This window comes from Leifsonia sp. 22587 (assembly GCF_052044215.1).
GTDB lineage: Bacteria > Actinomycetota > Actinomycetes > Actinomycetales > Microbacteriaceae > Leifsonia > Leifsonia shinshuensis_C.
In genome coordinates this window covers 893109-915369 of the sequence record NZ_JBQENB010000001.1, presented here as the reverse complement: position 1 = coordinate 915369, position 22261 = coordinate 893109, and the positions used below count along the sequence as shown (strand labels likewise).

Here is a 22261-nt window from a genome sequence, read left to right as displayed (position 1 = left end):
GATTCATCTGGCTCGTCGTCGTGGTCGGAGGCGGCATCGCTGCTGCGGCGATCGTGCAGATGATCAGGTCCCCGTACCGCGACCGGTAGAGCACCTCCGCATCCGTCGCCCGACGCGGCCGCGGGCCACGCCCCCATAGCCCAATCGGTAGAGGCAGGCGACTTAAACTCGCCCGAGTGTGGGTTCGAGTCCCACTGGGGGTACTCCTTGGGGGCTTCGGCCGTGCTTCCGTCGGAAAACACCCTCCAAATCTCCGACGCAACGCTCTGCCGCAGGACTTTCGCGGCGATTCCGGCCGGATCTCCGACGGACGATCGCAGATCTCCGACGATCGCTCGTGCCGCGACGGCACGAACCTGCCGCACACGCACGAAGACCCGGCCCCCTGAGGGCCGGGCCTTCGACGCGGTCGGTGCGTTACTTCGCGGTGACCTCGGCGGGCTGCTTGGTCGCCGGCTCCGCCTTCTTGCGGGCGGGGGCCTTCTTCGCCGGCTCGGCCGGGGCGGCCTCGACGGCCGGCTTCGGGCGGGCGGCGAACTCCTCGAAGTTCGCGCGCGGGTTCTGGACGGCCTGCAGCGACACGATGTCGCGGTCGAGCCACAGGTTGTTCCACCAGCCCCAGATCACGCGGAACTTGCGCTCCCACGACGGCATCGCGAGGCCGTGGTAGCCACGGTGGGCCAGCCAGCCGAGAACGCCCTTGACGGCGATCTTGCCCGACTGGAGCACGCCGATGCCGACGCCGAGGCCGGCCACCGCACCGAGGCTCTTGTGGTAGTACTGGCGCGGCAGCTCACCGCGCAGCGAGGCGACGATGTTCTTCGCGAGCAGCTTGCCCTGACGCACCGCGTGCTGGGCGTTCGGCACGCAGTAGCCGCCCACGCCGCCGCCGGTGAGGTCGGGGACGGCGGACACGTCGCCCGCGCCCCAGGCATCCTCGATGATCTCGTCGTCCGTCCCGACGCGGAGGTCGGCGCGGACGCGCAGGCGGCCCCGCTCCTCGATCGGGAGGTCGGTGTGGCGCACGATCTCCGGGTTCGCCATGACGCCGGCGGTCCAGACGATGAGGTCGGACTCGAAGCTCTCACCGGTGGACAGCTGGATGACGCCGTCGACCGCGCTCGAGAGCTGCGTGTCGAGGTGGATCTGCGCACCGCGCTCCGCCAGGTTCTTGATCACCCAGTGGCTGGTCGGGAGCGACACCTCCGGCATGATCCGGCCCATGGCCTCGATCAGGTGGAAGTGCGTGTCCTCGAAGGAGATCTCCGGGTAGCGCTTCAGCAGGGCGCTCGCGAAGGAGCGGAGCTCGGCGAAGATCTCGATGCCCGCGAAGCCGCCGCCGACGACGACGAAGGTGAGCAGACGGTCGCGCTCGGGGCCGGCCGGCATGCCCGCCGCCTTGTCGAAGTTGGTGAGAAGCCGGTCGCGGATGTACACGGCCTCCTCGATGTTCTTGAGGCCGACGGCCTGGTCGGCGACGCCCGGGATCGGGAACGTGCGCGACACCGCACCGGCGGTGACCACGACGATGTCGTACTCGAACTCGTAGGACTCGCCCACCGGCGGCTGGATCGTGGCGACCTTGCGCGCGTGGTCGACGTACGTGACCTTCGCGGTGATGATGTTGGTCGTCTTGAGGTGGCGGCGGTGCGCGACCACCGCGTGACGCGGCTCGATGGAGCCCGCCGCGACCTCCGGGAGGAACGGCTGGTACGTCATGTAGGGCACGGGGTCGACCATGGTGACCTCGGCCTCGCCCGGGCGGAGCTGCTTCTCGAGCTTCCACGCGGTGTAGAAGCCGGCGTATCCGCCGCCGACGATCAGGATTTTGGGCACAGTGATGCGTCTCCTCAACACGAAAGTTTGGGCCTACATTACTCCCTGCTGCGCATCCGCCTGAAATGCAGCCACGCGCCGGTGCCGCCGAGGGCGACGAGGACGAGGAAGCCGGCGATCAAGGCGAATGGCAGCCAGAAAGCGGTGAGGACGCTCCATTGCGGCCAGAACATCTGACTCCATGGTACCGCGCGCTCGGGGGTCAGTTTCGCGGGCACCGGCGCAGCGCGAACATCCCCGCCCGCTGCCGGCGGCGCGGTGGCCGACGGCGACTGCGCCCGGCGGTGGATGCGGATCCAGTCCGCGAGATCGCCCATCGGGTTCGCCGTGACGTGCGGGACCGTGGCGGTGACCGCCGCGGCCGCATCCAGCAGCCCGTAGCCGTAGATGGGGCTGGGCACCGCGCCGCCTGCGGGCCGAGCGGTGCGGATGATGCGCTCGATCACATCCGCCGCGTTCAGCTCGGGATGCGCGGCCCGCACCAGCGCGACCGCCCCGGCGACCAGAGGCGCCGCGCCGCTGGTGCCCGCCCACTGCACGTAGCCCCCGCCCGGATTCGCCCCGACGAGCTGCTCGCTCGGCGCCGAGACGCCGATCGTGATGCCCTGCGCGGACGCATCGAAGCTCGCCCGCCCCGCGCGGTCGACGCCCGCGACGGTCAGCACCCCCGGGATGGTCGCGGGCGCGCCGACCTCGCTGGTGCCGCTCCCCCGGTTGCCCGCGGCGGCAACGATCACGACGTCGTGGGCGAAGGCGTACTGGAAGGCCTCGTCCCAGCTGGGCGGCCAGTCCAGCGTGTTGCGGGTCAGCGACATGTTGATGACCTTCGCGCCGTTGTCGACCGCCCAGTGCACGGCCTGAGCGATCTGCTCGTCGCTGCCCACCGGTCCCAGCGCCTTGCCTAACGCGACGGACACCGCCAGCACGCCGGCCTCGGGCGCGGCGCCGAGCACACCGCTGTCCGGCCCGGTGCCGCGGCCGGCGAGCAGCGACGCGACCCACGTGCCGTGGTTCGCGCTCTCCGCATCCCCCAGCGGCTTCTCGCCGTTCGCGGAGCCGACGCCCGACACGTCCGTGCCGCCGACGATCGCACCGGCGAGGTCGGGGACGGACCCGTCGACGCCCGTGTCGATGACGGCGACGGTCACCCCGGCGCCGCGCGTGGTCGCCCAGGCCTGCGAGAAGCCGTAGTCGTTCAGCCAGTACTCGAGGTCGCGGACCTGGTCGGCGTGCGCGGCGGTCGCGGGGACGACCGCACCTGCGAGGGCGACCGCGACGATGGCGAGGGATGCGGTGAGCCGCGCCAGGCGCGTACCGGACGTGCGCCGCGCGCCGACGAGGCGTCGCACGCGCTCCGCACCGCGGTCGCGCATCCCCCCGCGGACCGCCGCCCCACCCCTGCGCGCCATGCGGAACCTACCCCGCGACGTCGATGCGGCACTCGCACACCGCGGGCGACCATCCGCCCCGGGCAAGGGCGAGGTCGCCGATCGGGTTGGCGCCGGGTCCGGCGGCCAGCGCGTGGGCCGCGAGCGCGTGCAGGCACTTGACGCGGGACGGCATCCCGCCGGCGGAGATGCCGGAGATCTCGTCGACGACGGCGATCGACTCGCGGTCGGCGAGGTACTGCTCGTGCGCCGCCCGGTACTGCGCGGCGACCTCCTCGTCGGCGGCGAGCAGGTCGTTGTACTCGTTCATCACCTGGGTCGCCTCGAGCGCCGACATCGCGGCGGTCGCGGCGGGATGCGTCAGGTAGTAGAAGGTCGGGAACGGCGTCCCGTCGTCGAGCCGCGGGGCCGTCGAGACGACGGTCGGGCGGCCGCACACGCAGCGCGCGGCGATGCCGACGACGTTGCGGGCCGGGCGGCCGAGCTGCTCGGAGACCACGGCGATGTCGTCGTCGGTCACGGGATCGAAGGGCGGTCGGGTCATGCGGGTCACTTCTTCGGTGCGGGGGTGGGAGTCGGGGTGGGCGACGCGGGCGCTCCGCCCAGCTGCTGCGGGGTCGCCTCGGTGAGGCCGGCGCCCATGAAGGAGCCGAACAGCGAGCTCACCCAGTCGGTGCGCGTCTTCTGCAGCCGCGAGCTGACGGGGGTCGCGTCCTGCTTCGCCGCCGGCGGCCGGTCGTCGATGACCAGGTAGCTGACCTCGCCGGGCATCACGTAGTAGAGCCGGTCGCGAGCCTGCGCACGCAGGTAGCTGGGGTCGTTCCAGCGGGCGCGCTGGTCCTTCAGCGTGTTCACCTGGGTGGCGAGCTGGTCGACCGCGTGCTGCTGGTCGGAGATCTGCTGGCGCTGGGCGAGGAACGCCTGCACGGTGGGCGCGAGGATGACGACGGCCAGCACGAGCACGCCCATCATGACCAGCGAGAACGCCGAGAAGTGCAGCTGGCGGAGCCACCGGCCGGTGCCGGTGGGCCGGGACATGCGCACCGGGACGCGGCGCGTGCGCGGCTTCGGCATGGGCCCTCCCGGTCTCGGATCGCGGCGTCGGACGGAGCCGGTCGGCCCCCTCCCATCGTAGGCGACGGATCCTCCCGCGGCGGCGGCGCGTCGGGGTGTCGGGATGCGCTCAGCCGCCGCCCAGCAGGGCGACCAGCCGCACGACGCCCAGCGCGAGCAGCACCGCCGCACCGACGGCGAACACGGCCCCAAGGGTGCGGGCGTCGCGCGCCCGGAAGCGCGTGCGCGCATCCTGATCGGCGAAGAACGCGGCCGCCCGCCCGGGCCGCATCAGCAGGAACACACCGAGCACGGCGAACAGCCCCGCGAGCGCGAGGAACAGCACCAGAGGGACGACCTCGGACTCCGTCCTCATGCGAGCACCGCGCCCGCTACGTCCTCGATCTCCGGCACCTCAGCACCATACCGCCCGCGTGCCGCCGGTCGGCGAGTCGTGAGTTGATGTCCGAATTCCCCGCGAATGGTGAGTACATGTCGCAACTCGGGCGCCCAGCATTGGGCGAGCGCCCGCGAGTCGTGAGTGGATGTCGGAATCCCGCGCGAGTGGTGAGTAGATGTCGCAACTCGGCGCGCGACGGCATCCCCGAGATGCGGAACGGCCCCCGGGGGAACCCGGGGGCCGTTCGCGGCGCGGCGCGCGGGGCGCGTTACGCGGTGAAGCGCGGGAAGGCGCTGCGGCCGGCGTAGACGGCGGCGTCGCCCAGCTCCTCCTCGATGCGGAGCAGCTGGTTGTACTTGGCGACGCGCTCCGAGCGGGCGGGGGCGCCCGTCTTGATCTGGCCGGCGTTGGTCGCGACCGCCAGGTCGGCGATCGTGGTGTCCTCGGTCTCGCCGGAGCGGTGCGACAGCACGGCGGTCATGCCGCTGCGCTGGGCGAGGGACACGGCGTCGAGCGTCTCGGTGAGGGTGCCGATCTGGTTCACCTTGACCAGGATGCTGTTGCCGGCGTGGCGGGCGATGCCGTCGGCGAGGCGCTTCGGGTTGGTGACGAACAGGTCGTCTCCGACCAGCTGCAGCTTGGTGCCGAGCTCGGCGGTGAGGTGCGTCCAGCCCTCCCAGTCGTCCTCGGCCAGCGGGTCCTCGATGGAGACCAGCGGGTAGTTGGCGGCGAGCTCCTGGTAGTAGGCGCTCATCTCGGCGGAGCTGCGGTCCTGGCCCTCGAAGCGGTACACGCCGTTCTCGAAGAACTCGGTGCTCGCGACGTCGAGGCCGAGGGCGATGTCGCGGCCGACGGTGAAGCCGGCCTGCTCGATCGCCTCGGAGATCAGGTCGAGCGCGGCGCGGTTGTGCTCGAGCTCGGGGGCGAAGCCGCCCTCGTCGCCCAGGCCGGTGTTGAGCCCCTTCGACTTCAGCAGCGACTTGAGCGAGTGGTAGGTCTCGACGCCCCAGCGGAGGCCCTCGGAGTACGTCTCGGCGCCGAGCGGCAGCACCATGAACTCCTGGATGTCGACGCCGGTGTCGGCGTGCGCGCCGCCGTTGATGATGTTCATCATCGGGACCGGGAGGATGTGCGCGTTCGGGCCGCCGACGTAGCGGAACAGCGGCAGGTCGGCCGAGTCGGCCGCCGCCTTCGCGACCGCGAGGCTGACGCCGAGGATGGCGTTCGCGCCGACGCGCTTCTTGTTCTCGGTGCCGTCGAGGTCGATGAGGGCCTCGTCGACCAGGCGCTGCTCGGAGGCCTCGAAGCCCTCGATCGCAGGTCCCAGCTCGTCGAGCACCGCATCCACGGCCTTGAGCACGCCCTTGCCCTGGTAGCGCTCCTTGTCGCCGTCTCGCAGCTCGTAGGCCTCGAACGCCCCGGTGGACGCGCCGGACGGGACGGCGGCACGGCTGACCGTGCCGTCCTCGAGGAGCACCTCGACCTCGACGGTCGGGTTCCCGCGCGAGTCCAAGATCTCGCGAGCGCCTACAGCTTCGATTGCAGCCACAACTGTCTCCTTGCGTGGTTTTTGTGGGATTCCGAGGTCAGTCTAGTGAGGCCGGGTGGCGCGCTACGCCAGCGGCTTGAGCTCGAGCGCCGAGGCGTCCGCGGTGTCCGGGTTCACGAACGCGAAGGAACGGAAGCCGGAGGCGGCCGCGCGGTCGAGCACGCCCTTGAGGTTCTTCGCGCGCCGGTCGAGGCGGACGCGGCTCCCCCGCGCGACCAGTTCGGACTTGATCGCGACGAGCCGGTCGAGCGGGACCGCGGGGTCGTAGACGAGCACGACGGACTCCGCCGAGGCGTCCTCGGGAAGCTCGATGAGGTCGACGACCCGCTCGAAGCCGATCGAGAACCCGGCGGCCGGGACATCGGTGCCGAGGAAGCGGCCGATCATGCCGTCGTAGCGTCCGCCGCCGCCGACCGAGCTGCCCGAGCCGGGGTGCGAGATCTCGAAGATGGTCCCGGTGTAGTAGCCCATCCCGCGGACGAGCGTCGGGTCGAACCGCAGGCTGACGCCCGGCGGCAGGGTGTCGAGCGCGTGGGCGAGCGCCTCCAGGTCGGCCACCGCATCCGTGTCGAGCCCCTCGGGCAGGATGCCGGTGATCGCCTCGACCGTGAGCTCCACTCCCCCGTCGGCCAGGTGCGGCTCGAGCTTGGCGAGCAGCCCGCCGAGCACGGCCGCGGCGTCGGCGCCGCCCTCCGCGAGCTCGGCGACCACACCGTCCGTGCCGATCTTGTCGAGCTTGTCGATCGAGATCAGCACCTGCGGCCAGCGCGCCTCGTCGAAGCCGCAGTACTCCAGCAGCCCGTTCAGGATGCGGCGGTCGTTGATCCGGATCGTGCAGTCGCTGAGGCCCAGCGCCTCCAGGGCGGCCGCCGTCGCGGTGATGAGCTCGACCTCGGCCAGCTGCGAGCCTTCGCCGATGATGTCGATGTCGCACTGCACGAACTGGCGGTAGCGGCCTTTCTGCGGTCGCTCCGCGCGCCAGACGGGGGCTATCTGGATGCTGCGGAACACCGGCGGCAGCTCCGCACGGTGCGAGGCGTAGAACCGCGCGAGCGGGACGGTGAGGTCGAACCGCAGGCCCAGGTCGGACAGGCTGAGCAGGTCGCCCGACTCCATCGCCGCCGAGAGGTCGTCGCCGTCGAGGCCGCGCTTCAGGATGCTGAACGACAGCTTCTCGTTGTCGCCGCCGAGCCCCGAGTGGAGGCGCTCCACGTCCTCCACGACGGGGGTCTCGATCTCGTCGAAGCCGTGGGCGGCGAAGCTGCGGCGGATCACCCCGAGTGCATGCTCGCGGCGGGCCTTCTCGGCGGGGAGGAAGTCGCGCATGCCGCGGGGCGGGGTGATCGGTGAGGCCATGCTCCGATTCTTCCATGTCGGCTCCCCTCCACACCTCCCGGGGGGATCGCGGTGGCTCGGCCGACGCGCGTAAACTTCGGGCGTTGCCACCCTGATGCCGCTCCGCGCGCGCGGCTCGGTGGTGTCCTCCACGGGGAGGACCTGGCATGAGTCGCATCCGTCCGACCACGGCGCCTGCTCGCTGCCAGACAGTAGAGGCCGACAACGCGTCCGTCGGGACCAGGAGCGCGCCGCCACCCGGCGTCTCACCCGAATGGCGAATAGACACCCCCACCGCGGACGCGCTGCCGGCCCCGCCCCCGCCCTCGGCGCTGCCCACTCGGCGCTCCGGATCGGCATGTTGACCGGCGTATTAGGTTAGGCTTGCCTAAGACGGGCACCCCTCCCCGAGGCGGCGGCCCGCATCCTCCCCCACCCTCCGAACCGAGGAGAGCCATGCTCCCAGCACGCCCTGCCCGCGCCCGACGGTCCCGTCTCGTCACCATCGCCTCCGCCCTCGTCGCCTCCGCGGCGCTCGTGCTCACCGGCTGCAGCGCCGGCGGCTCCGGCGCTGACAGCACGGCCGGCGGCGGCGACGGCGCCTTCCCGGTGACGGTGAAGAGCGCCCTCGGGTCCGCGACCATCGACGCGAAGCCGAAGCGGATCGCGACCTGGGGCTGGGGTGCGCAGGACATCGTGCTCGCGCTGGGCATCGTCCCGGTCGCAATGCCGGGCTTCAGCTACGGCGGCGATGCGGACGGCGTGCTGCCCTGGGACGCGGACCGCATCAAGGAGCTCGGCGGGAAGACCCCGCAGATCCTCGACGCCGACACCGGCGAGGTGCCGTTCGAGCAGTTCGTCACGGCGAAGCCGGACGTCATCCTCGCGCCGTACTCCGGTCTGACCGAGACCGAGTTCGACACCCTGAGCAAGATCGCCCCTGTCGTCGCCTACCCGGAGAAGCCGTGGGCGACCAGCTGGCGTGACCAGACGGCCATCGTCGGCAAGGCGCTCGGGATGACGAAGCAGGCGGACGCGCTGGTCGCCAAGACCGAAGACTCGGTCTCCGCCCTGGCCGCGAAGTACCCCGTGCTGAAGGACAAGACGTTCTTCTACGCCGCGGCCAACGAGCCCGGCAAGCTCAACGTGTACCGCGCGGAGGACCCGCGGGTGCAGCTGCTGAACGACCTCGGGCTGAAGAACTCCCCGAGCATCGCATCCCTCGACGCGTCGAAGGGCGACGGCAGCTTCTTCTACCAGCTCAGCAACGAGAACCTGTCGAAGATCGACACCGACCTGCTGGTGATGTACTTCGACAAGCAGTCCTCGGTGGACGCGTTCACCTCCGACCCGCTCGTCGCCGCGATGCCCACGATCAAGGAGGGACGCTTCGCCCCGATCGTCGGCGAGTCGTTCGTCGCGGCCACCAGCGCGCCGAGCGTGCTCAGCATCCCGTGGATGCTCGACCGCTACGTGCCCCAGCTGGCCGCCGCCGCGGACAAGGTGAAGTAAGGCACGATGCCGTCGAGCACCGTCGCCCCGGACGCCGGGCGCATCGGGGAGGGCCGCACGGCCGCCCCGATCGCCCGGCGCCGCCGGCGTCTGCTGCTGGGGTTCGCGGGCACCGCCCTGCTGCTCGTCGTCCTCTCGGTGCTGAGCCTGATGGTCGGCGCACGCACGATCGCACCTGCCGATGTCCTGCACGCTCTGACCCACTACTCGCGGTCGGACCCGGACGCGCTGGTCGTCGTCGACAGCCGGCTGCCGCGCACGCTGCTCGGCATCGCCGCCGGCCTCGGGCTGGGACTCGCGGGCACCGTCATGCAGGGACTGTCGCGCAACCCGCTCGCCGACCCCGGCATCCTGGGCGTCAACTTCGGCGCGTCGCTGGCGGTCGTCGTGGCGATCGCGTTCCTCGGCGTGACCGCTCCCTCCGGCTACATCTGGTTCGCCTTCGCGGGGGCGGCCCTCGCGTCCGCCCTCGTCTACGCCGTGTCGTCGCTCGGGCGGGAGGGGGCGACGCCGGTGAAGCTGGCGCTCGCGGGCGCCGCCGTCTCCGCGGCCCTCGGATCCCTGATCACCGCGGTGGAGCTGACCAGCCGCGTCTCCCTGGACGCCATGCGGTTCTGGCAGGTCGGCTCGCTCGCAGGACGGGGGTTCGGTGTCCTGCTGCAGGTGCTCCCCACGCTGGTTCTCGGCGCGGTGATCGCCCTCGCCCTGGGGCGTCTGCTCAACGGGCTCGCGCTCGGCGACGACGTCGCGCGCGGGCTCGGCCAGCGTGTCGGCGTGAGCCGCGGCCTGAGCGGCGTCGCCGTCGTGCTGCTCTGCGGATCGGCCACGGCGGCGGTCGGGCCGATCGCCTTCGCCGGGCTGATCGTGCCGCACATCGCGCGCCGGGTCGTCGGCGCCGACTACCGCTGGATCCTCGCCTACTCCGCGCTGCTCGCGCCGTCACTCCTGCTCGGCTGCGACATCATCGGTCGCGTCGTCGCGCCGCCCGGCGAGCTGCAGGTGGGCGTCGTGCTGGCCTTCGTCGGCGCTCCCGTCTTCATCGCGCTGGTCCGCCGTCGCCGGACGGTGGCCCTGTGACGGGCGGCCGCGCTTCCTCCGTGATCGCGGGGAACGCCCGCCCGCTCGTCGCGGCCGTGCGCGCCGACCGTCGCGCGGGCCGGTCACGAATCGTGCGGGTCTCGGTGGTGCTCGCGGTCGCCGTGGTGGTCGTCGCGGCGGTGTCGCTGACGCTCGGCGCAGCCTCCGTCGCACCGCTCGACGTGCTGGCGGCCCTGGTCGGGCGAGCCGACCGCCTGACGTCCTTCGTCATCCTGGACCTTCGGCTGCCACGGCTGGTGGCCGGTGCGCTGGTCGGCGCCTGCCTAGGCCTGTCCGGGGCGCTCATCCAGTCGGTGGCGCGCAACCCGCTGGCGAGCCCGGACATCATCGGCATCACCGCCGCGGCGAGCGCGACCGGCTCGATCGCGCTGATCTGGTTCGGGCTGACCGGACTGGCGCTCTCCGGCATCGTGCTCGCGGGGACGCTGGCCGCGGCCGCCGTGATCTATGCGCTCGCCTGGCGCCGCGGGGTCAGCGGGTACCGCTTCGTGCTGATCGGGATCGGCATCGCCGCGTTCTGCGGCGGCATCGTGTCGTACGTGCTCACCCGTGGGGACATCTCCGACGTGCAGCAGGCGCTGGTGTGGATCACCGGCAGCCTGAACTCGGTCGATCCGTCTGCGCTGCTCGTGCTCGCCGTCGGCACCGTCGTGCTCGTCCCGTGCGCGCTGGCCGTCGGGTGTCCGCTCGGGGCGCTCTCGCTGGGCGACGACCTCGCCGCCGGGCTCGGGGTGCGCCCCGAGCGCACCCGGCTCGCCGTCGTCGCGGTGGCCGTCGCGCTGGCGGCGATCGCCGTCGCGGTGGCCGGCCCGGTCTCGTTCGTCGCGTTCCTCGCGGCGCCGATCGCCCGGCGGCTGGTCGGGCGCGGGTCGCTCGCGCTGGTGCCGTCGGCGCTGCTCGGTGCGCTCATCCTCGTCGTGTCCGACATCGCGGCCCAGTTCGCGATCCCGGGCGTGGTGCTGCCGGTCGGTGTCGTCACCGGCATCGTCGGGGCGCCGTATCTTCTCTGGCTGCTCGCCAGGACCAACAGTGTGGGCCGGGGAGGCTGACCATGACATCCCAAACACCGAGATCGCCGTCACCGACATCGCCGTCACCGGCGTCGCCGACGCCGGAGCTGGCCGCCCGCGGGCTCACGCTCGCCTACGACGGCCGGGTCATCGTGGACGGCCTGGACCTGGAGGTGCCGGCCGGTCGGGTGACCGCCATCGTCGGCCCGAACGCCTGCGGCAAGTCGACCCTGCTCCGGGGCCTGTCACGCCTGCTGGCGCCCACCGGCGGCACCGTCCTCCTGGACGGCTCCGACATCCAGGCGCTGCCGACCAAGCGTGTCGCTCAGCGGCTCGGGCTGCTGCCGCAGACGCCCAGCGCGCCGGACGGCATCACCGTCGCGGACCTCGTCTCCCGCGGCCGCTACCCGCATCAGGGCTGGTTCCGCCGCTGGACGGCGGAGGACGACGAGGCGGTCGCCGAGGCGATGACGGCGACCGGCGTGGCCGAGCTGGCCGAACGTCCGGTCGACGAGCTCTCCGGAGGCCAGCGGCAGCGGGTGTGGATCGCGATGGCGCTGGCCCAGCGGACGGACATCCTGCTGCTGGACGAGCCGACCACGTTCCTCGACCTCAGCCACCAGCTGGAGGTGCTCGACCTGCTGCTCGACCTCAACGCGGCGCGCGGCACGACCGTGGTGATGGTGCTGCACGACCTCAACCTGGCCGCCCGCTACGCCGGGCACCTGGTGGCGATGCGCCAGGGCGAGATCGTCGCCGCGGGAGACCCGGCCGCGGTCGTCACGGCCGACCTCGTGCGCGACGTGTTCGGCGTGGAGGCGGTGGTCGCCGACGACCCCGTCACCGGGACGCCGCTGGTGGTCCCGCTGGGGCGGCACCACCGGTAGGTACGCTCACGCACTCTCGCGCGTCGCCGCCTCCTGGTCGCGGATCTCGCCCTGGAGGTCGCGGAGGGTCGAGCGCAGGGCGCGCTCCGCATCCAGCCCCTGCGCCTTGGCCGAGGCGACGATCGCGAGGAGCAGCGGGCCGAGCTCGTCCTCGCTGCCGACCTGGACGCCGCCCTGCTCCTGCAGGTCGAGCAGACCGACCTTCTCGGCGCGGCCGAGCAGCTTGTCGGCGAGGGCGAGCGAGGGCATGCCCTGGGGGATGCCGTCGAGCACGCTCGTGCGGCCCGGCTTCTCCTGCTTCTTCAGCTCGTCCCAGAAGCCGACCACGTCGTCGGCGGTCTCCGCCGTGCGCGCGTCGGCCGCGGCGCGGTCGCCGAAGACGTGCGGGTGGCGGCCGACCATCTTCGCCGTCATGTGCGCCGCCACATCCTGGATGTCGAAGTCCTCGCCCGGCGTGTGCGCGGCGATGTCCGCGTGGAACAGCACCTGGTAGAGCACGTCCCCGAGCTCTTCGAGGAGCTCGTCGCGGTCGCCGGTCTCGATGGCGTCGATGAGCTCGTACGTCTCCTCGATCAGGTACTGCACCAGCGACTCGTGGGTCTGGTCGGCGTCCCACGGGCATCCGCCCGGGGCTCGCAGCCGGGCCATCACCGCGACCAGCTCATCGAGCTTCGTCGCGGCCTCAGGGACCACTGTCTCGCCCATCCGGATCTCCTCGCTCTACGATGCATCCATCCTGCCACCGGCTAGACTCGTCTGCGGTGTGCCGGGAAGTCTGGTCGGCGTCGAGTCCGTGACCCCAGATTGGTGATTCCATGAGCATCATCCGCTCCGAGCGCACCGCCGCCGGCCTCCTGCTGGGCGCAGCCGCCCTCGGTCTCCTCCTCGCCAACACGCCGGTCGGGCCGACGCTGGTCGACATCCAGCACGCGTACCTCGGCGGCGGGTTCCTGAAGATCAGCGTGGGCCACGCGATCAGCGACGGACTGCTCGCGATCTTCTTCTTCATCGTCGCGGTCGAGCTCAAGCACGAGCTGGTCGCGGGCGAGCTGAACAGCGTGCAGAAGGCCATCCATCCGGCCATCGCGGCGGTCGCCGGCGTCATCGTGCCGGCCGGTCTGTACCTCGCACTCACCGTCGGCTCCGGCGTGCAGCAGGGCTGGCCGATCCCCACCGCCACCGACATCGCCTTCGCGCTGGGCGTGCTGGCCGTGTTCGGTCGCGGGCTGCCGAACCGGCTGCGGGTCTTCCTGCTCGCCCTCGCCGTGCTCGACGACCTGATCGCCATCCTGATCATCGCGGTGTTCTTCACCACCGACCCGAACCTGTGGGAGCTCGCGCTCGCGGCGGTCACCGTCGTCCTGTTCGGGGCCCTCAGCCGGATGCTGCGCGGACGGCTGCGCTGGCCGCTCGGTGTCCTCATGGTGCTGCTCGCGGCCCTCACCTGGTGGCTGGTGTACGACTCGGGCGTGCACGCCACGATCGCGGGCGTCGCACTGGGGCTCGCGATGGCGCGGCAGCCCGCGGGACGCGTCACGCACGCGCTCGAGCCGTGGTCGAACGGGGTGATCCTGCCGCTGTTCGCGTTCTCGGCGGCGCTCGTCGTCATCCCGCAGGTGTCGCCCTCGCAGCTCTCCCCCGCGTTCTGGGCGATCCTCATCGCCCTGCCGGTCGGCAAGGTGGTCGGCATCACGCTCGGTGGATGGCTCGGGTCGTTCACGAAGAAGGGGCCCGAGCGCGGTCGCATCTCGGTGTTCGGGCTGCTGACGATCTCGGCGCTCGGCGGCATCGGGTTCACGGTGTCGCTGCTCATGAACGAGCTCGCCTTCGCCGGCGCCGAGGAGGTGCGCGCCGAAGGGACCCTCGCCGTGCTCCTCGGATCGGCGGTGTCGATCGTGCTGGCGGCCATCCTGGTCAGCCTGCTCGCCCGGCGCAATCGGCGGCTGCACCCGCACCCCCACCCGACCGGCCACGGCACGGCCGCCGCGGAGGTCGGCGCGGCCGGACACTGAGCGCGTTCCCGCGTCCGAAGGTGCCCGATCGGGTGCGCCTGTGACCGCAATCAGACGGCGGCACGCGCGATTCCGTACCCTCCACCCATGTCTGAATTCACGATCCTCCCCGACGTCGGCCGCGCCGGCACCTTCGACTACCGCGTGGACTACCGCCCCGCCTTCTCGATGGCGACCCTCGACCTCGCGCCCGGACAGACCGTGGCGACGCAGGCGGGCGCCATGGTGTCCATGTCGCCGTCCGTCGAGCTCTCGTCGCAACTCGAAGGCGGCGTCCTCGGCGCCGTGAAGCGCTCGGTCGCAGGGCGCTCGGCGTTCGTCTCCCGCTTCACGGCGACGGCCGGCGCGGGCGAGCTGACCCTGGCGCCGTCCGCGCCCGGCGACCTGGTGCCGCTCCACCTCGAGAACGGCACCTACAACATCGCGGCCGCCAGCTACCTCGCAAGCGAGCCGTCCCTCGAGATCGACACCAAGTGGGGCGGCCTGAGCGGCTTCTTCGGCAGCGACAGCCTGTTCATCATGCGCGTCTCCGGGCAGGGCGTGCTGCTGCTCACCGCCTTCGGCTCCCTCCACGAGAAGGTGCTGCAGCCGGGCGAGCGGTACATCATCGACACGGGACACGTCGTGGCCTGGGACTCGAGCATGGATGTGCGCATCCAGAAGGCGACGAAGAGCCTGTTCCGGTCGTTCACGTCGGGCGAGATGCTGGTCGCCGAGTTCACCGGTCCGGGCACGGTGCTCATGCAGACCCGCAACCTCCAGGCCTTCGTCGGAGCGATGGGACCGTTCATGAACGCCGGCGCCGGAGCCGGCGGAGGCGCGGCCGGGGTCGTCGGCGCGGGCGTCGCGGGCGGCCTGATCGGCGGTCTGCTCTCCTGACCGATCGGCGCGGCCCGGCTGGGCGGACGCTACGTCCGCTCAGCCGGCGCGCTGCTCCGCGGCGGGCTCCTTCTCCGGGAACAGGGCGCCGAGCAGGTCGGCCACCCAGCCGATGAGGTCGGCGTCGTCCAGAGCCTCGCCGTTCACCCGCGGCAGCGGGACCGTCGCGACCTTCGGTGCCGCGTGGTACTTCGAACCCGGGTACATGCGCTGGAGGCGCACCTGCAGCGAGTCCGGCAACACTGCGGGCGCAAGGCGGAGGTTGGAGCCCATCGCCACGACCTCGCCGAGGCCCGCCTTCTGCGCCGCCCGGCGCAGCCGCGACACGGCGATCAGGTTGGTGACCGGCTCCGGCGGAGCGCCGTAGCGGTCGGTCAGCTCCTCGAGCACGAGGTCGATCTGGCCGTCCTTCGCGTTCGGCGAGCTCGCCGTCGACAGCTTCTGGTAGGCCTCCAGCCGCAGGCGCTCGCTGTCCACGTACTCCTCGGGGATGTGCGCATCCACCGGCAGCTCCAGGCGCAGCTCGGTCTGGCCCTCGGCGACCTCCCCGCGGAAGGTGGAGACGGCCTCGCCGATCATCCGCAGGTACAGGTCGAAGCCGACGCCGGCGATGTGGCCGGACTGCTCCCCGCCGAGCAGGTTGCCCGCGCCGCGGATCTCGAGGTCTTTCAGCGCGACCTGCATGCCGCTGCCGAGGTCGTTGTTCGCCGCGATCGTGGACAGGCGGTCGTGCGCGGTCTCGCTCAGCGGCTTGTTCTCGTCCCAGAGGAAGTACGCGTACGCGCGCTCGCGGCCACGGCCGACGCGGCCGCGCAGCTGGTGCAGCTGGCTCAGGCCGTACTTGTCGGCGCGGTCGATGATGATAGTGTTCGCGTTCGAGATGTCGAGGCCGGTCTCGATGATGGTGGTCGACACCAGCACGTCGAACCGCCGCTCCCAGAAGTCGACGACCACCTGCTCCAGGGCGTGCTCGTTCATCTTGCCGTGGGCGACCCCGATGCGGGCCTCGGGCACGAGCTCGGCCAGCTTCGCCGCCATGCTCGTGATCGAGCCGACCCGGTTGTGCACGAAGAACACCTGGCCCTCGCGCAGCAGCTCGCGGCGGATCGCCGCGGCGACCTGCTTGTCGGAGTACGGCCCCACGAAGGTGAGGATCGGGTGCCGGTCCTCGGGCGGGGTGGCGAGCGTCGACATCTCCCGGATGCCGGTGACCGCCATCTCCAGCGTCCGCGGGATCGGCGTGGCGCTCATGGCGAGGATGTCGACGTTGGTCTTGAGCTTCTTCAGCGCCTCTTTGTGCTCGACGCCGAACCGCTGCTCCTCGTCGATGATCACAAGGCCGAGGTCTTTGAAGGTGATGCCGTCGGCGAGGATGCGGTGGGTGCCGATCACCACATCCACCGTGCCGTCCGCCAGGCCGCGCAGCGTCTCGCGCGCCTCCTTGTCGGTCTGGAACCGGCTGAGCTGGCGGAGGTGGATGGGGAACCCGGCGAAGCGCTCCTGGAACGTCTCGGCGTGCTGCTTCACCAGCAGCGTCGTGGGCACGAGCATGGCGACCTGCTTGCCGTCCTGCACGGCCTTGAACGCCGCACGGATGGCGATCTCGGTCTTGCCGAAGCCGACGTCGCCCGAGATCAGACGGTCCATCGGGATGGGCCGCTCCATGTCGGCCTTCACCTCGTCGATGGTCTGCAGCTGGTCGTGCGTCTCGGCGAAGGGGAACGCCTCCTCCAGCTCGCGCTGCCACGGGGTGTCCGGACCGAACGCGTGGCCCTTGCTCGCCATGCGGGCCGAGTAGAGCTTGACGAGCTCCACGGCGATGTCGCGGACCGCGCGACGCGCGCGTCCCTTCGCCGCCGCCCAGTCGCTGCCGCCCATCTTGGACAGCTGCGGCGCCTCCCCGCCCACGTAGCGCGTGAGGAGGTCGAGCTGATCGGTGGGCACATAGAGCTTGTCGCCGGGGTAGCCGCGCTTCGAGGGCGCGTACTCCAGCACCAGGTATTCGCGCTTCGATTTGACCGCGTTGCGGCCGCCGCTCGACACCTCGCGCTGGGTGAGTTCGACGAACTTGCCGATGCCGTGCGTCTCGTGCACGACGTAGTCGCCGGGTTTCAGCTGCAGCGGGTCGACCACGTTCTTGCGCCGGGTCGCCAGCTTCTTCACCTGGCGCGAGTCGTAGCCGATGGTGCGGCCGTAGAACTCGGCCTCGCTGATCAGGGCGAGCTTGATGTCGGGCATCTCGAACCCGTGCTCGGCGGTCGCCTTGATCAGGTACGCGATGCCGGGCTCGGGATCGGCCGGGAACTCGTCCACCGGACGAGCCGGCAGCTCGGCCTCGGCGAGCACGTCGGCGGCCCGCTCCACCAGTCCGTTGCCGGCGGCGACGATCGCGACCTGCCAGCCGTCGCGGAGGCGTCCGCGCACGTGCTCGACCGCGCCCGAGACGTTCCCCTGGAAGCTCGGGACGGCCTCGGCCTGGATGCGCACCTGCAGGTGCTCCTCCAGCTCCAGCTCCTCGGGCAGCACGTCGTTGGCCTGGAAGCCGCTCATCGTCCACCAGGGATGGTCGGGACTGGGCGCCCCCGGGCGGCTGAACTTCACCGAGTCCCTCAGCTGCTGCAGCGTCATGAAGTCGCCGGCCGCGAGGTCGATGGGGGCGGCGGCCCCCACGGTGGCGGCGCTCCAGGCGGCCGACAGGAACTCGCGGTTGGTCTCGGCGAGGCTCACCGCGCGCGAGGCGACCCGCTCGGGCGACAGCACGGCGACGGCGGCGCCCTCGGGCAGGTAGTGGGTCAGCGGAACCAGCCGGTCGACGAGCGCGGGAGCCAGCGACTCCATCCCCTCGACCGGGATGCCCTCGCCGATCTTGGCGAGCATGGCCGACAGGCTCGGGAACTCGTGCTCCATCTCGCGCGCCCGCTGCCGCACCGACTCGCTGAGCAGCAGCTCGCGGCTCGGCGGCAGGGCGACCGACGAGATCGGGTCCGGGAGGGACCGCTGGTCGGCGACCGAGAAAGCGCGGATCTGATCCACCTCGTCGCCGAAGAAGTCGACGCGGTACGGGTGGTCGGCCGTCGGCGGGAAGACGTCGAGGATGCCGCCGCGCACGGCGAACTCGCCGCGCCGGGTCACCATGTCGACGCGCGCGTAGGCGAGGTCGACCAGCTGGGCGGACAGGCCGCCGAGGTCGAAGCCGCGGCCGCCGGTGGCCAGCTCGACGGTCGAGTAGTCGGTGAGGTTGTCGGCGAGCGGCTGCAGCGCCGCACGCACGGAGGCCACGAGGATGAACGGCGTGCGCTGGTCGCCGTCCGCCCAGTCGGTCAGCTTCCGCAGGGCGAGCAGCCGCTTGCCGACGATCTCCGCGCTCGGGCTCAGACGCTCGTGCGGCAGGGTCTCCCACGCCGGGAACTCGACGATCTCGGCCTCCGGCAGCAGGCAGGGCAGCGCGCCACGGATGGACTCGGACTCGCGTCCCGTCGCCGTGATGAGCAGCACCGCCTGGGAGGCGCCCTGCTCGGCGCGGCGGCGCAGCAGCCCGGCGAGGAGCGGAGCGCGCAGGCCGTCGGTCAGCGAGAAGTCGGCGTCGCGCGCCGCATGGGCGAGCGCGTCGCTGAACGAGGACTCGCGCGCAAGCGCGCCGACCAGACCCTGGAGTATCACTCGGTCGATTCTACGTGGGGCCGCCGACAGTTCCAGGGGCAGCGGACGTTCGGGAGGATCAGATCCAGCCGTCCAGCGCCCTCATGAAGCCGTCGTGGTCGTCGCGGTTGATCACGTGGCCGGAACCGGGCACGATCCGGACCTCGTAGCCCTCCCCGCGGAGGCGCCGCGCGAGCTCGGGCTTCACCAGCTGCGAGTTGTCGGCGAGCATCACGAGCGAGGGAACGGTCATCACCTCGGGAGCGCGCATGGCTGACGGGGTCACCACGACGGGCAGGACCGCGCGGTCGAAGGCCCGGAAGGTCTCCACCTCGATCGCGACGTCGGCCGGATCCCACCGGGGGTTGCGCTTGGCGATGCGAGCGGCGGACTGGCGTGCGAGGGTGCGGAGGAAGGCGGGCGCGAGCAGCTGCTGGAACCGGTTCGTGGCCGGGCAGGAGAACGCCGGGTCGACGTAGATCACGCGCTGCGGGTCGAGGCGCTCGATCGCGAGGCTCACGGTGAGGCCGCCGAGCGAGTGACCCATCACGAGCTCGGGACGGTCCGGGACGGTGTCGACGATGTCCTGCGCCATCAGCTCGGCCGAGTACTCGTCGGTGCGGGGGCTGTGGCCGTGCCCGCGCAGGTCGACGGCGATCACGTGGTAGCCGCGATCTGCGAGCACCGGGCCGACGCGGCGCCAGTTGCGCGAGTCCGACATCACTCCGTGGACGAGGACGGCGTAGCGGTCACCGGTGCCCCACTCGCGCGAGAACAACTTCATGCCGGTCACGGTACGCGCGCCGCCTGGCGCGAGGCAGGGCGCCGCCTCCGCTCCCGCTGAGCGTTCGTCGTGAATCCCCGCCGCGCTGCTCCCTCGCTCCCGCCGAGCTGCTCCCCTCCGGCGAGTACACGAAAAGTGCACGGGACACGCCGAGATCGCGTGCACTTTTCGTGTACTCGATGGCGGGGGGATGCGCGTCAGCGGGCGTGGAAGCGGTTCTGCGCCGGGGTGAGGCCCTCGGCGGCGACCTGCTCGACCGCATCCGCCGCGTCTGCGACCAGGATCGGCAGGTTCTTGCGCTCGGTCGCCGAGAAGGCCTTGAGCACGTGGTCGGCGGCGCCCGCCGAACCGGGGGGACGGCCGACGCCGACGCGCACGCGCGTGAAGTCGCCCGTTCCGATCGCCGCGATCACGTCGCGGACGCCGTTGTGGCCGCCGTGGCCGCCTCCGTGCTTGATGCGGATGGTGTCGAACGGGATGTCCAGCTCGTCGTGCACCACGATCAGGTGCGACGGGTCGAGCGAGTAGAAGCGCAGCAGCTGCGACACCGGCCCGCCGGACACGTTCATGTACGTGTTCGGCTTGGCGAGGACGAACCGCGGGCCGCCGGGGGTCAGCCGACCCTCGGCGACCGTCGCGTTCGTCTTGTGCGTCTTGAAGGTGAGACGGCCGCGCGAGGCGAGCTCGTCGAGCACCATCTGACCCACGTTGTGACGGGTGGCGGCGTAGCCGGGCCCGGGGTTACCGAGCCCGACCACGAGCCACGGCCCGTCCGACGGTCCCGGGGCGGGCGCCTGACGGGGTGATTCCATGAGAGGTGCTTACTCGGCGCTCTCGCCGGCCTCGGCCTCCGCGGCGGCCTCGGCCGCGGCGGTCTCCTCGTCCTCGGCACGGGCGGACGCCGGCACCGCGATGTTGACGATGAGGAGCTCCTCGTCCTCCGCCAGGGTCGAGCCCTGCGGGAGGGCGAAGTCCTTGGCCAGGTACTGGGTGCCCTCGGGAGCGTCGGTGACGTCGATGACGATGCGCTCCGGGATGTGGGTGGCCTCGGTCTCGAGGCGGATGGTGCTGACCTCGAGCATGGCGATGGTGCCGGAGTACGGCTCGCCCTCGATGTGCACGGGCACCTCGACGGTGACCTTCTCACCGCGGCGGATGAGGATGAGGTCGAGGTGCTCGATGATCTGCGACACCGGGTCCTTCTGCACGTCCTTCACCAGGGCGAGCTCGGCCTTGCCGGCGATGTCGAGGTCGAGGACCGCGTTCGCCTTGCGCAGCAGCAGGCCGACCTGGTGGGCCGGGACGGTGATGTGGACGGGGTCGGTGCCGTGACCGTAGATGACGGCGGGGATCTTGCCGGCCGCGCGGATCTTGCGCGCCGCGCCCTTGCCGAAGCTCTCGCGCAGCTCGGCTGCGACCTTGTTGGACTCGTCTGCCATGGTGTCTCCTCGCCGGACGGGGGTCCGGCTGTCGGGCGAGCCGAGAGGCCCGCAGTGTGGTTGTTGTTCGACTCGAACGCATCGAAGTGCGCGAGGAAAGACTGCGTAGCCTGCTCCACCGCGTCGATCACGGATGCTGTGCGCAGCATCCCTCGCCGAAGTTCAGTTGCCGAGTCTACCCGATGACGATACGCTAAGCGCGCTTATTAGTTTTCGATCGGAGATCACCATGTGGACCACCCAGCACAGCGCCGGAACCGGCGCCCCCGCCTCCGCCGTCTGGTCGGCGTTGCGCGACCTGCACAGCGGCACCCCGCTCGGCCCGGCCAGCGACCGCTTCGAGCTGCACGGACCCTTCGCCGTCGGCACCACCGTCACGGTGACGCCGCAGGGCCAGGACTCGATGACGTCCGAGATCGTCGAGCTGGATCCGGAGCGCGTCTACGCCGACCGCACCGCCTTCGGCGGACTGGCGCTCACCTTCCGGCACACGCTGGCCCCCCGCGCCGACGGCGGTACGGACGTGACGCACACCCTGGAGATCGACGGCGAGGACGCGGACGCGGTCGGCCCGGAGCTGGGGCCACAGATCGCCGGGGACTTCCCGGTCGCGATGGCGGAGCTGCTACGGGCGGCGGAGGCGCGGGTCGCGGAGTCGCAGGCGGAGGCGGCCGAATCGCAGGCGGCCCGTGGCTGAGGCTGGCGAAGTCGGCGCCGGCAGTAGCAGCGGGGGCGCACAGGCGGGCCTGGGGAGCCGGTTCCCGGTCGCGGCGCAGAGCCCGGGGCTGCTGCTGTGGCGGGTGACCAACCGCTGGCAGGCGAGGATGCGCGCGGCGCTCGCCCCGCACGAGCTGACGCACGTGCAGTACGTGCTGCTCGCATCCCTCACCTGGCTGGCCGACCGCGAGCCCGAGCGGCTGGTGACGCAGGTCGACCTGGCGGCCTTCGCGGACACCGACCCGATGATGACGTCCCAGGTGGTACGGGCACTGGAGCGCGGCGGCCTCGTGGAGCGGCTGCCGCATCCCACCGACGGCCGCGCCCGCGTGCTGCGCCCCACCCGCGAGGGTGCAGCCGCGGCCCGCCGCGCGACGGCCGACGTGGAGGCCGCCGACGCCGCCTTCTTCGCCGCGGTGGATGCGCCGGCCTTCGCGACGCAGCTCGCCGCGCTGGCGGCTCCGCCGTTTGCCGGCTAGCCGCGCGCGACGAGGGGTCGCAACAGGCCGTTATGGGCGCGGGATAACGGCGTTGCGACCCCTCGACGGTTGCGGTGCGGGATGCCTACCGTCGGAGATTCGCGAGCGTATGTCGGACATTCAGGCGGATTCGAGCCCGATCTCCTTCGGGAAAGCCTCGCGTCGGAGATTTGAACGTTTCACACCTACGATCATGAGCTGGCGCGGCCGCGCGGCCGGGGCACGCCCCGCCGGCCACGGCGGG

The 22261-nt window shown here is 71.7% G+C and carries 20 protein-coding genes and 1 tRNA gene; 9 read left to right on the top strand and 12 right to left on the bottom strand.

Going from position 1 to position 22261, the window contains the following annotated elements:
• The first annotated feature begins 129 nt into the window (after positions 1-129).
• Positions 130-203: transfer RNA gene (locus ACTJI1_RS04470), tRNA-Leu, on the top strand.
• Positions 204-417: 214 nt separating this feature from the next.
• Here the strand turns inward: ACTJI1_RS04470 and ACTJI1_RS04465 are convergent.
• From ACTJI1_RS04465 to hisS, 7 genes are all read right to left on the bottom strand, one after another.
• On the bottom strand, positions 418-1836 hold the full coding sequence (locus tag ACTJI1_RS04465; protein WP_440741702.1) for an NAD(P)/FAD-dependent oxidoreductase: 1419 nt from the start codon (positions 1834-1836) through the stop codon (positions 418-420).
• 38 nt (positions 1837-1874) lie between these two features.
• Positions 1875-3245, bottom strand: a complete 1371-nt coding sequence (locus tag ACTJI1_RS04460; protein ID WP_440741701.1) for a S8 family serine peptidase — start codon at positions 3243-3245, stop codon at positions 1875-1877.
• Positions 3246-3252: 7 nt separating this feature from the next.
• Positions 3253-3768 (bottom strand): DUF501 domain-containing protein, encoded by a 516-nt coding sequence (locus tag ACTJI1_RS04455; protein WP_440741700.1) that lies wholly within the window; start codon positions 3766-3768, stop codon positions 3253-3255.
• 5 nt (positions 3769-3773) lie between these two features.
• Positions 3774-4298, bottom strand: coding sequence for an FtsB family cell division protein (locus tag ACTJI1_RS04450; RefSeq protein ID WP_440741699.1), 525 nt, complete (start codon positions 4296-4298; stop codon positions 3774-3776).
• Between the two features lie 109 nt (positions 4299-4407).
• Positions 4408-4653 (bottom strand): hypothetical protein, encoded by a 246-nt coding sequence (locus ACTJI1_RS04445; protein ID WP_310130257.1) that lies wholly within the window; start codon positions 4651-4653, stop codon positions 4408-4410.
• 292 nt (positions 4654-4945) lie between these two features.
• On the bottom strand, positions 4946-6226 hold the full coding sequence (eno, locus tag ACTJI1_RS04440) for a phosphopyruvate hydratase (RefSeq protein ID WP_440741698.1): 1281 nt from the start codon (positions 6224-6226) through the stop codon (positions 4946-4948).
• Positions 6227-6289: 63 nt separating this feature from the next.
• Positions 6290-7582: a histidine--tRNA ligase gene (gene hisS, locus ACTJI1_RS04435; protein WP_440741697.1), complete on the bottom strand. Its 1293-nt coding sequence runs from the start codon at positions 7580-7582 to the stop codon at positions 6290-6292.
• A 435-nt stretch (positions 7583-8017) separates the two neighbouring features.
• On the opposite strand from hisS, the gene ACTJI1_RS04430 reads away from it, so the two are divergent.
• From ACTJI1_RS04430 to ACTJI1_RS04415, 4 genes are read left to right on the top strand one after another with little or no spacing between them, the layout of a single operon-like run.
• Complete coding sequence (locus tag ACTJI1_RS04430; protein WP_440741696.1) at positions 8018-9073, top strand: iron-siderophore ABC transporter substrate-binding protein; 1056 nt, start codon at positions 8018-8020, stop codon at positions 9071-9073.
• 6 nt (positions 9074-9079) lie between these two features.
• Positions 9080-10150, top strand: coding sequence for a FecCD family ABC transporter permease (locus ACTJI1_RS04425; protein WP_440741695.1), 1071 nt, complete (start codon positions 9080-9082; stop codon positions 10148-10150).
• Positions 10147-11220, top strand: a complete 1074-nt coding sequence (locus ACTJI1_RS04420) for a FecCD family ABC transporter permease (protein WP_440741694.1) — start codon at positions 10147-10149, stop codon at positions 11218-11220. Before ACTJI1_RS04425 ends, ACTJI1_RS04420 begins: the two co-directional genes overlap by 4 nt.
• Before the next feature lie 2 nt (positions 11221-11222).
• A complete protein-coding gene (locus tag ACTJI1_RS04415; protein ID WP_440741693.1) occupies positions 11223-12068 on the top strand; it encodes an ABC transporter ATP-binding protein in 846 nt (281 codons plus the stop codon).
• 6 nt (positions 12069-12074) lie between these two features.
• Here the strand turns inward: ACTJI1_RS04415 and ACTJI1_RS04410 are convergent, their stop codons facing one another.
• Entirely contained in the window at positions 12075-12773 is a 699-nt protein-coding gene (locus tag ACTJI1_RS04410) for a MazG family protein (RefSeq protein WP_310130273.1), read from the bottom strand.
• Positions 12774-12883: 110 nt separating this feature from the next.
• On the opposite strand from ACTJI1_RS04410, the gene ACTJI1_RS04405 reads away from it, so the two are divergent.
• Together ACTJI1_RS04405 and ACTJI1_RS04400 are read left to right on the top strand one after the other, a co-directional pair.
• Complete coding sequence (locus ACTJI1_RS04405; protein WP_310130274.1) at positions 12884-14080, top strand: Na+/H+ antiporter NhaA; 1197 nt, start codon at positions 12884-12886, stop codon at positions 14078-14080.
• An 87-nt stretch (positions 14081-14167) separates the two neighbouring features.
• Positions 14168-14959, top strand: coding sequence for a TIGR00266 family protein (locus ACTJI1_RS04400; RefSeq protein ID WP_310130277.1), 792 nt, complete (start codon positions 14168-14170; stop codon positions 14957-14959).
• Positions 14960-14998: 39 nt separating this feature from the next.
• On the opposite strand, the gene mfd is transcribed toward ACTJI1_RS04400, so the two are convergent.
• The 4 genes from mfd to ACTJI1_RS04380 form a co-directional block, all read right to left on the bottom strand.
• On the bottom strand, positions 14999-18619 hold the full coding sequence (gene mfd, locus ACTJI1_RS04395) for a transcription-repair coupling factor (protein WP_440741692.1): 3621 nt from the start codon (positions 18617-18619) through the stop codon (positions 14999-15001).
• A gap of 58 nt (positions 18620-18677) precedes the next feature.
• On the bottom strand, positions 18678-19382 hold the full coding sequence (locus tag ACTJI1_RS04390; RefSeq protein ID WP_440741691.1) for an alpha/beta fold hydrolase: 705 nt from the start codon (positions 19380-19382) through the stop codon (positions 18678-18680).
• 197 nt (positions 19383-19579) lie between these two features.
• A complete protein-coding gene (gene pth, locus ACTJI1_RS04385) occupies positions 19580-20194 on the bottom strand; it encodes an aminoacyl-tRNA hydrolase (RefSeq protein ID WP_440741690.1) in 615 nt (204 codons plus the stop codon).
• Positions 20195-20203: 9 nt separating this feature from the next.
• The gene (locus ACTJI1_RS04380; protein ID WP_310130287.1) at positions 20204-20821 is read right to left on the bottom strand and encodes a 50S ribosomal protein L25/general stress protein Ctc; all 618 of its coding nucleotides are present in this window, start codon (positions 20819-20821) and stop codon (positions 20204-20206) included.
• Between the two features lie 229 nt (positions 20822-21050).
• On the opposite strand from ACTJI1_RS04380, the gene ACTJI1_RS04375 reads away from it, so the two are divergent.
• Together ACTJI1_RS04375 and ACTJI1_RS04370 are read left to right on the top strand one after the other, a co-directional pair.
• Positions 21051-21518 carry an SRPBCC family protein gene (locus ACTJI1_RS04375; RefSeq protein ID WP_440741689.1) on the top strand — a complete coding sequence of 156 codons (468 nt, stop codon included), beginning with the start codon at positions 21051-21053 and terminating at the stop codon, positions 21516-21518.
• Positions 21511-22017, top strand: a complete 507-nt coding sequence (locus tag ACTJI1_RS04370; protein ID WP_440741688.1) for a MarR family winged helix-turn-helix transcriptional regulator — start codon at positions 21511-21513, stop codon at positions 22015-22017. The genes ACTJI1_RS04375 and ACTJI1_RS04370 overlap by 8 nt, the downstream gene beginning before the upstream one ends.
• Positions 22018-22261 lie beyond the last annotated feature (244 nt).

What these genes read in the sequence shown, in the direction of transcription:
- ACTJI1_RS04405 (WP_310130274.1), top strand. Translation starts at nt 12,884, where the DNA reads ATGAGCATCATCCGCTCCGAGCGCACCGCCGCCGGCCTCCTGCTGGGC.
- ACTJI1_RS04450 (WP_440741699.1), bottom strand. Translation starts at nt 4,298, where the DNA reads ATGCCGAAGCCGCGCACGCGCCGCGTCCCGGTGCGCATGTCCCGGCCC.
- ACTJI1_RS04455 (WP_440741700.1), bottom strand. Translation starts at nt 3,768, where the DNA reads ATGACCCGACCGCCCTTCGATCCCGTGACCGACGACGACATCGCCGTG.
- ACTJI1_RS04410 (WP_310130273.1), bottom strand. Translation starts at nt 12,773, where the DNA reads ATGGGCGAGACAGTGGTCCCTGAGGCCGCGACGAAGCTCGATGAGCTG.
- ACTJI1_RS04425 (WP_440741695.1), top strand. Translation starts at nt 9,080, where the DNA reads ATGCCGTCGAGCACCGTCGCCCCGGACGCCGGGCGCATCGGGGAGGGC.
- ACTJI1_RS04430 (WP_440741696.1), top strand. Translation starts at nt 8,018, where the DNA reads ATGCTCCCAGCACGCCCTGCCCGCGCCCGACGGTCCCGTCTCGTCACC.
- ACTJI1_RS04400 (WP_310130277.1), top strand. Translation starts at nt 14,168, where the DNA reads ATGTCTGAATTCACGATCCTCCCCGACGTCGGCCGCGCCGGCACCTTC.
- ACTJI1_RS04390 (WP_440741691.1), bottom strand. Translation starts at nt 19,382, where the DNA reads ATGAAGTTGTTCTCGCGCGAGTGGGGCACCGGTGACCGCTACGCCGTC.
- hisS (WP_440741697.1), bottom strand. Translation starts at nt 7,582, where the DNA reads ATGGCCTCACCGATCACCCCGCCCCGCGGCATGCGCGACTTCCTCCCC.
- ACTJI1_RS04460 (WP_440741701.1), bottom strand. Translation starts at nt 3,245, where the DNA reads ATGGCGCGCAGGGGTGGGGCGGCGGTCCGCGGGGGGATGCGCGACCGC.
- ACTJI1_RS04375 (WP_440741689.1), top strand. Translation starts at nt 21,051, where the DNA reads ATGTGGACCACCCAGCACAGCGCCGGAACCGGCGCCCCCGCCTCCGCC.
- ACTJI1_RS04415 (WP_440741693.1), top strand. Translation starts at nt 11,223, where the DNA reads ATGACATCCCAAACACCGAGATCGCCGTCACCGACATCGCCGTCACCG.
- ACTJI1_RS04445 (WP_310130257.1), bottom strand. Translation starts at nt 4,653, where the DNA reads ATGAGGACGGAGTCCGAGGTCGTCCCTCTGGTGCTGTTCCTCGCGCTC.
- pth (WP_440741690.1), bottom strand. Translation starts at nt 20,194, where the DNA reads ATGGAATCACCCCGTCAGGCGCCCGCCCCGGGACCGTCGGACGGGCCG.
- ACTJI1_RS04380 (WP_310130287.1), bottom strand. Translation starts at nt 20,821, where the DNA reads ATGGCAGACGAGTCCAACAAGGTCGCAGCCGAGCTGCGCGAGAGCTTC.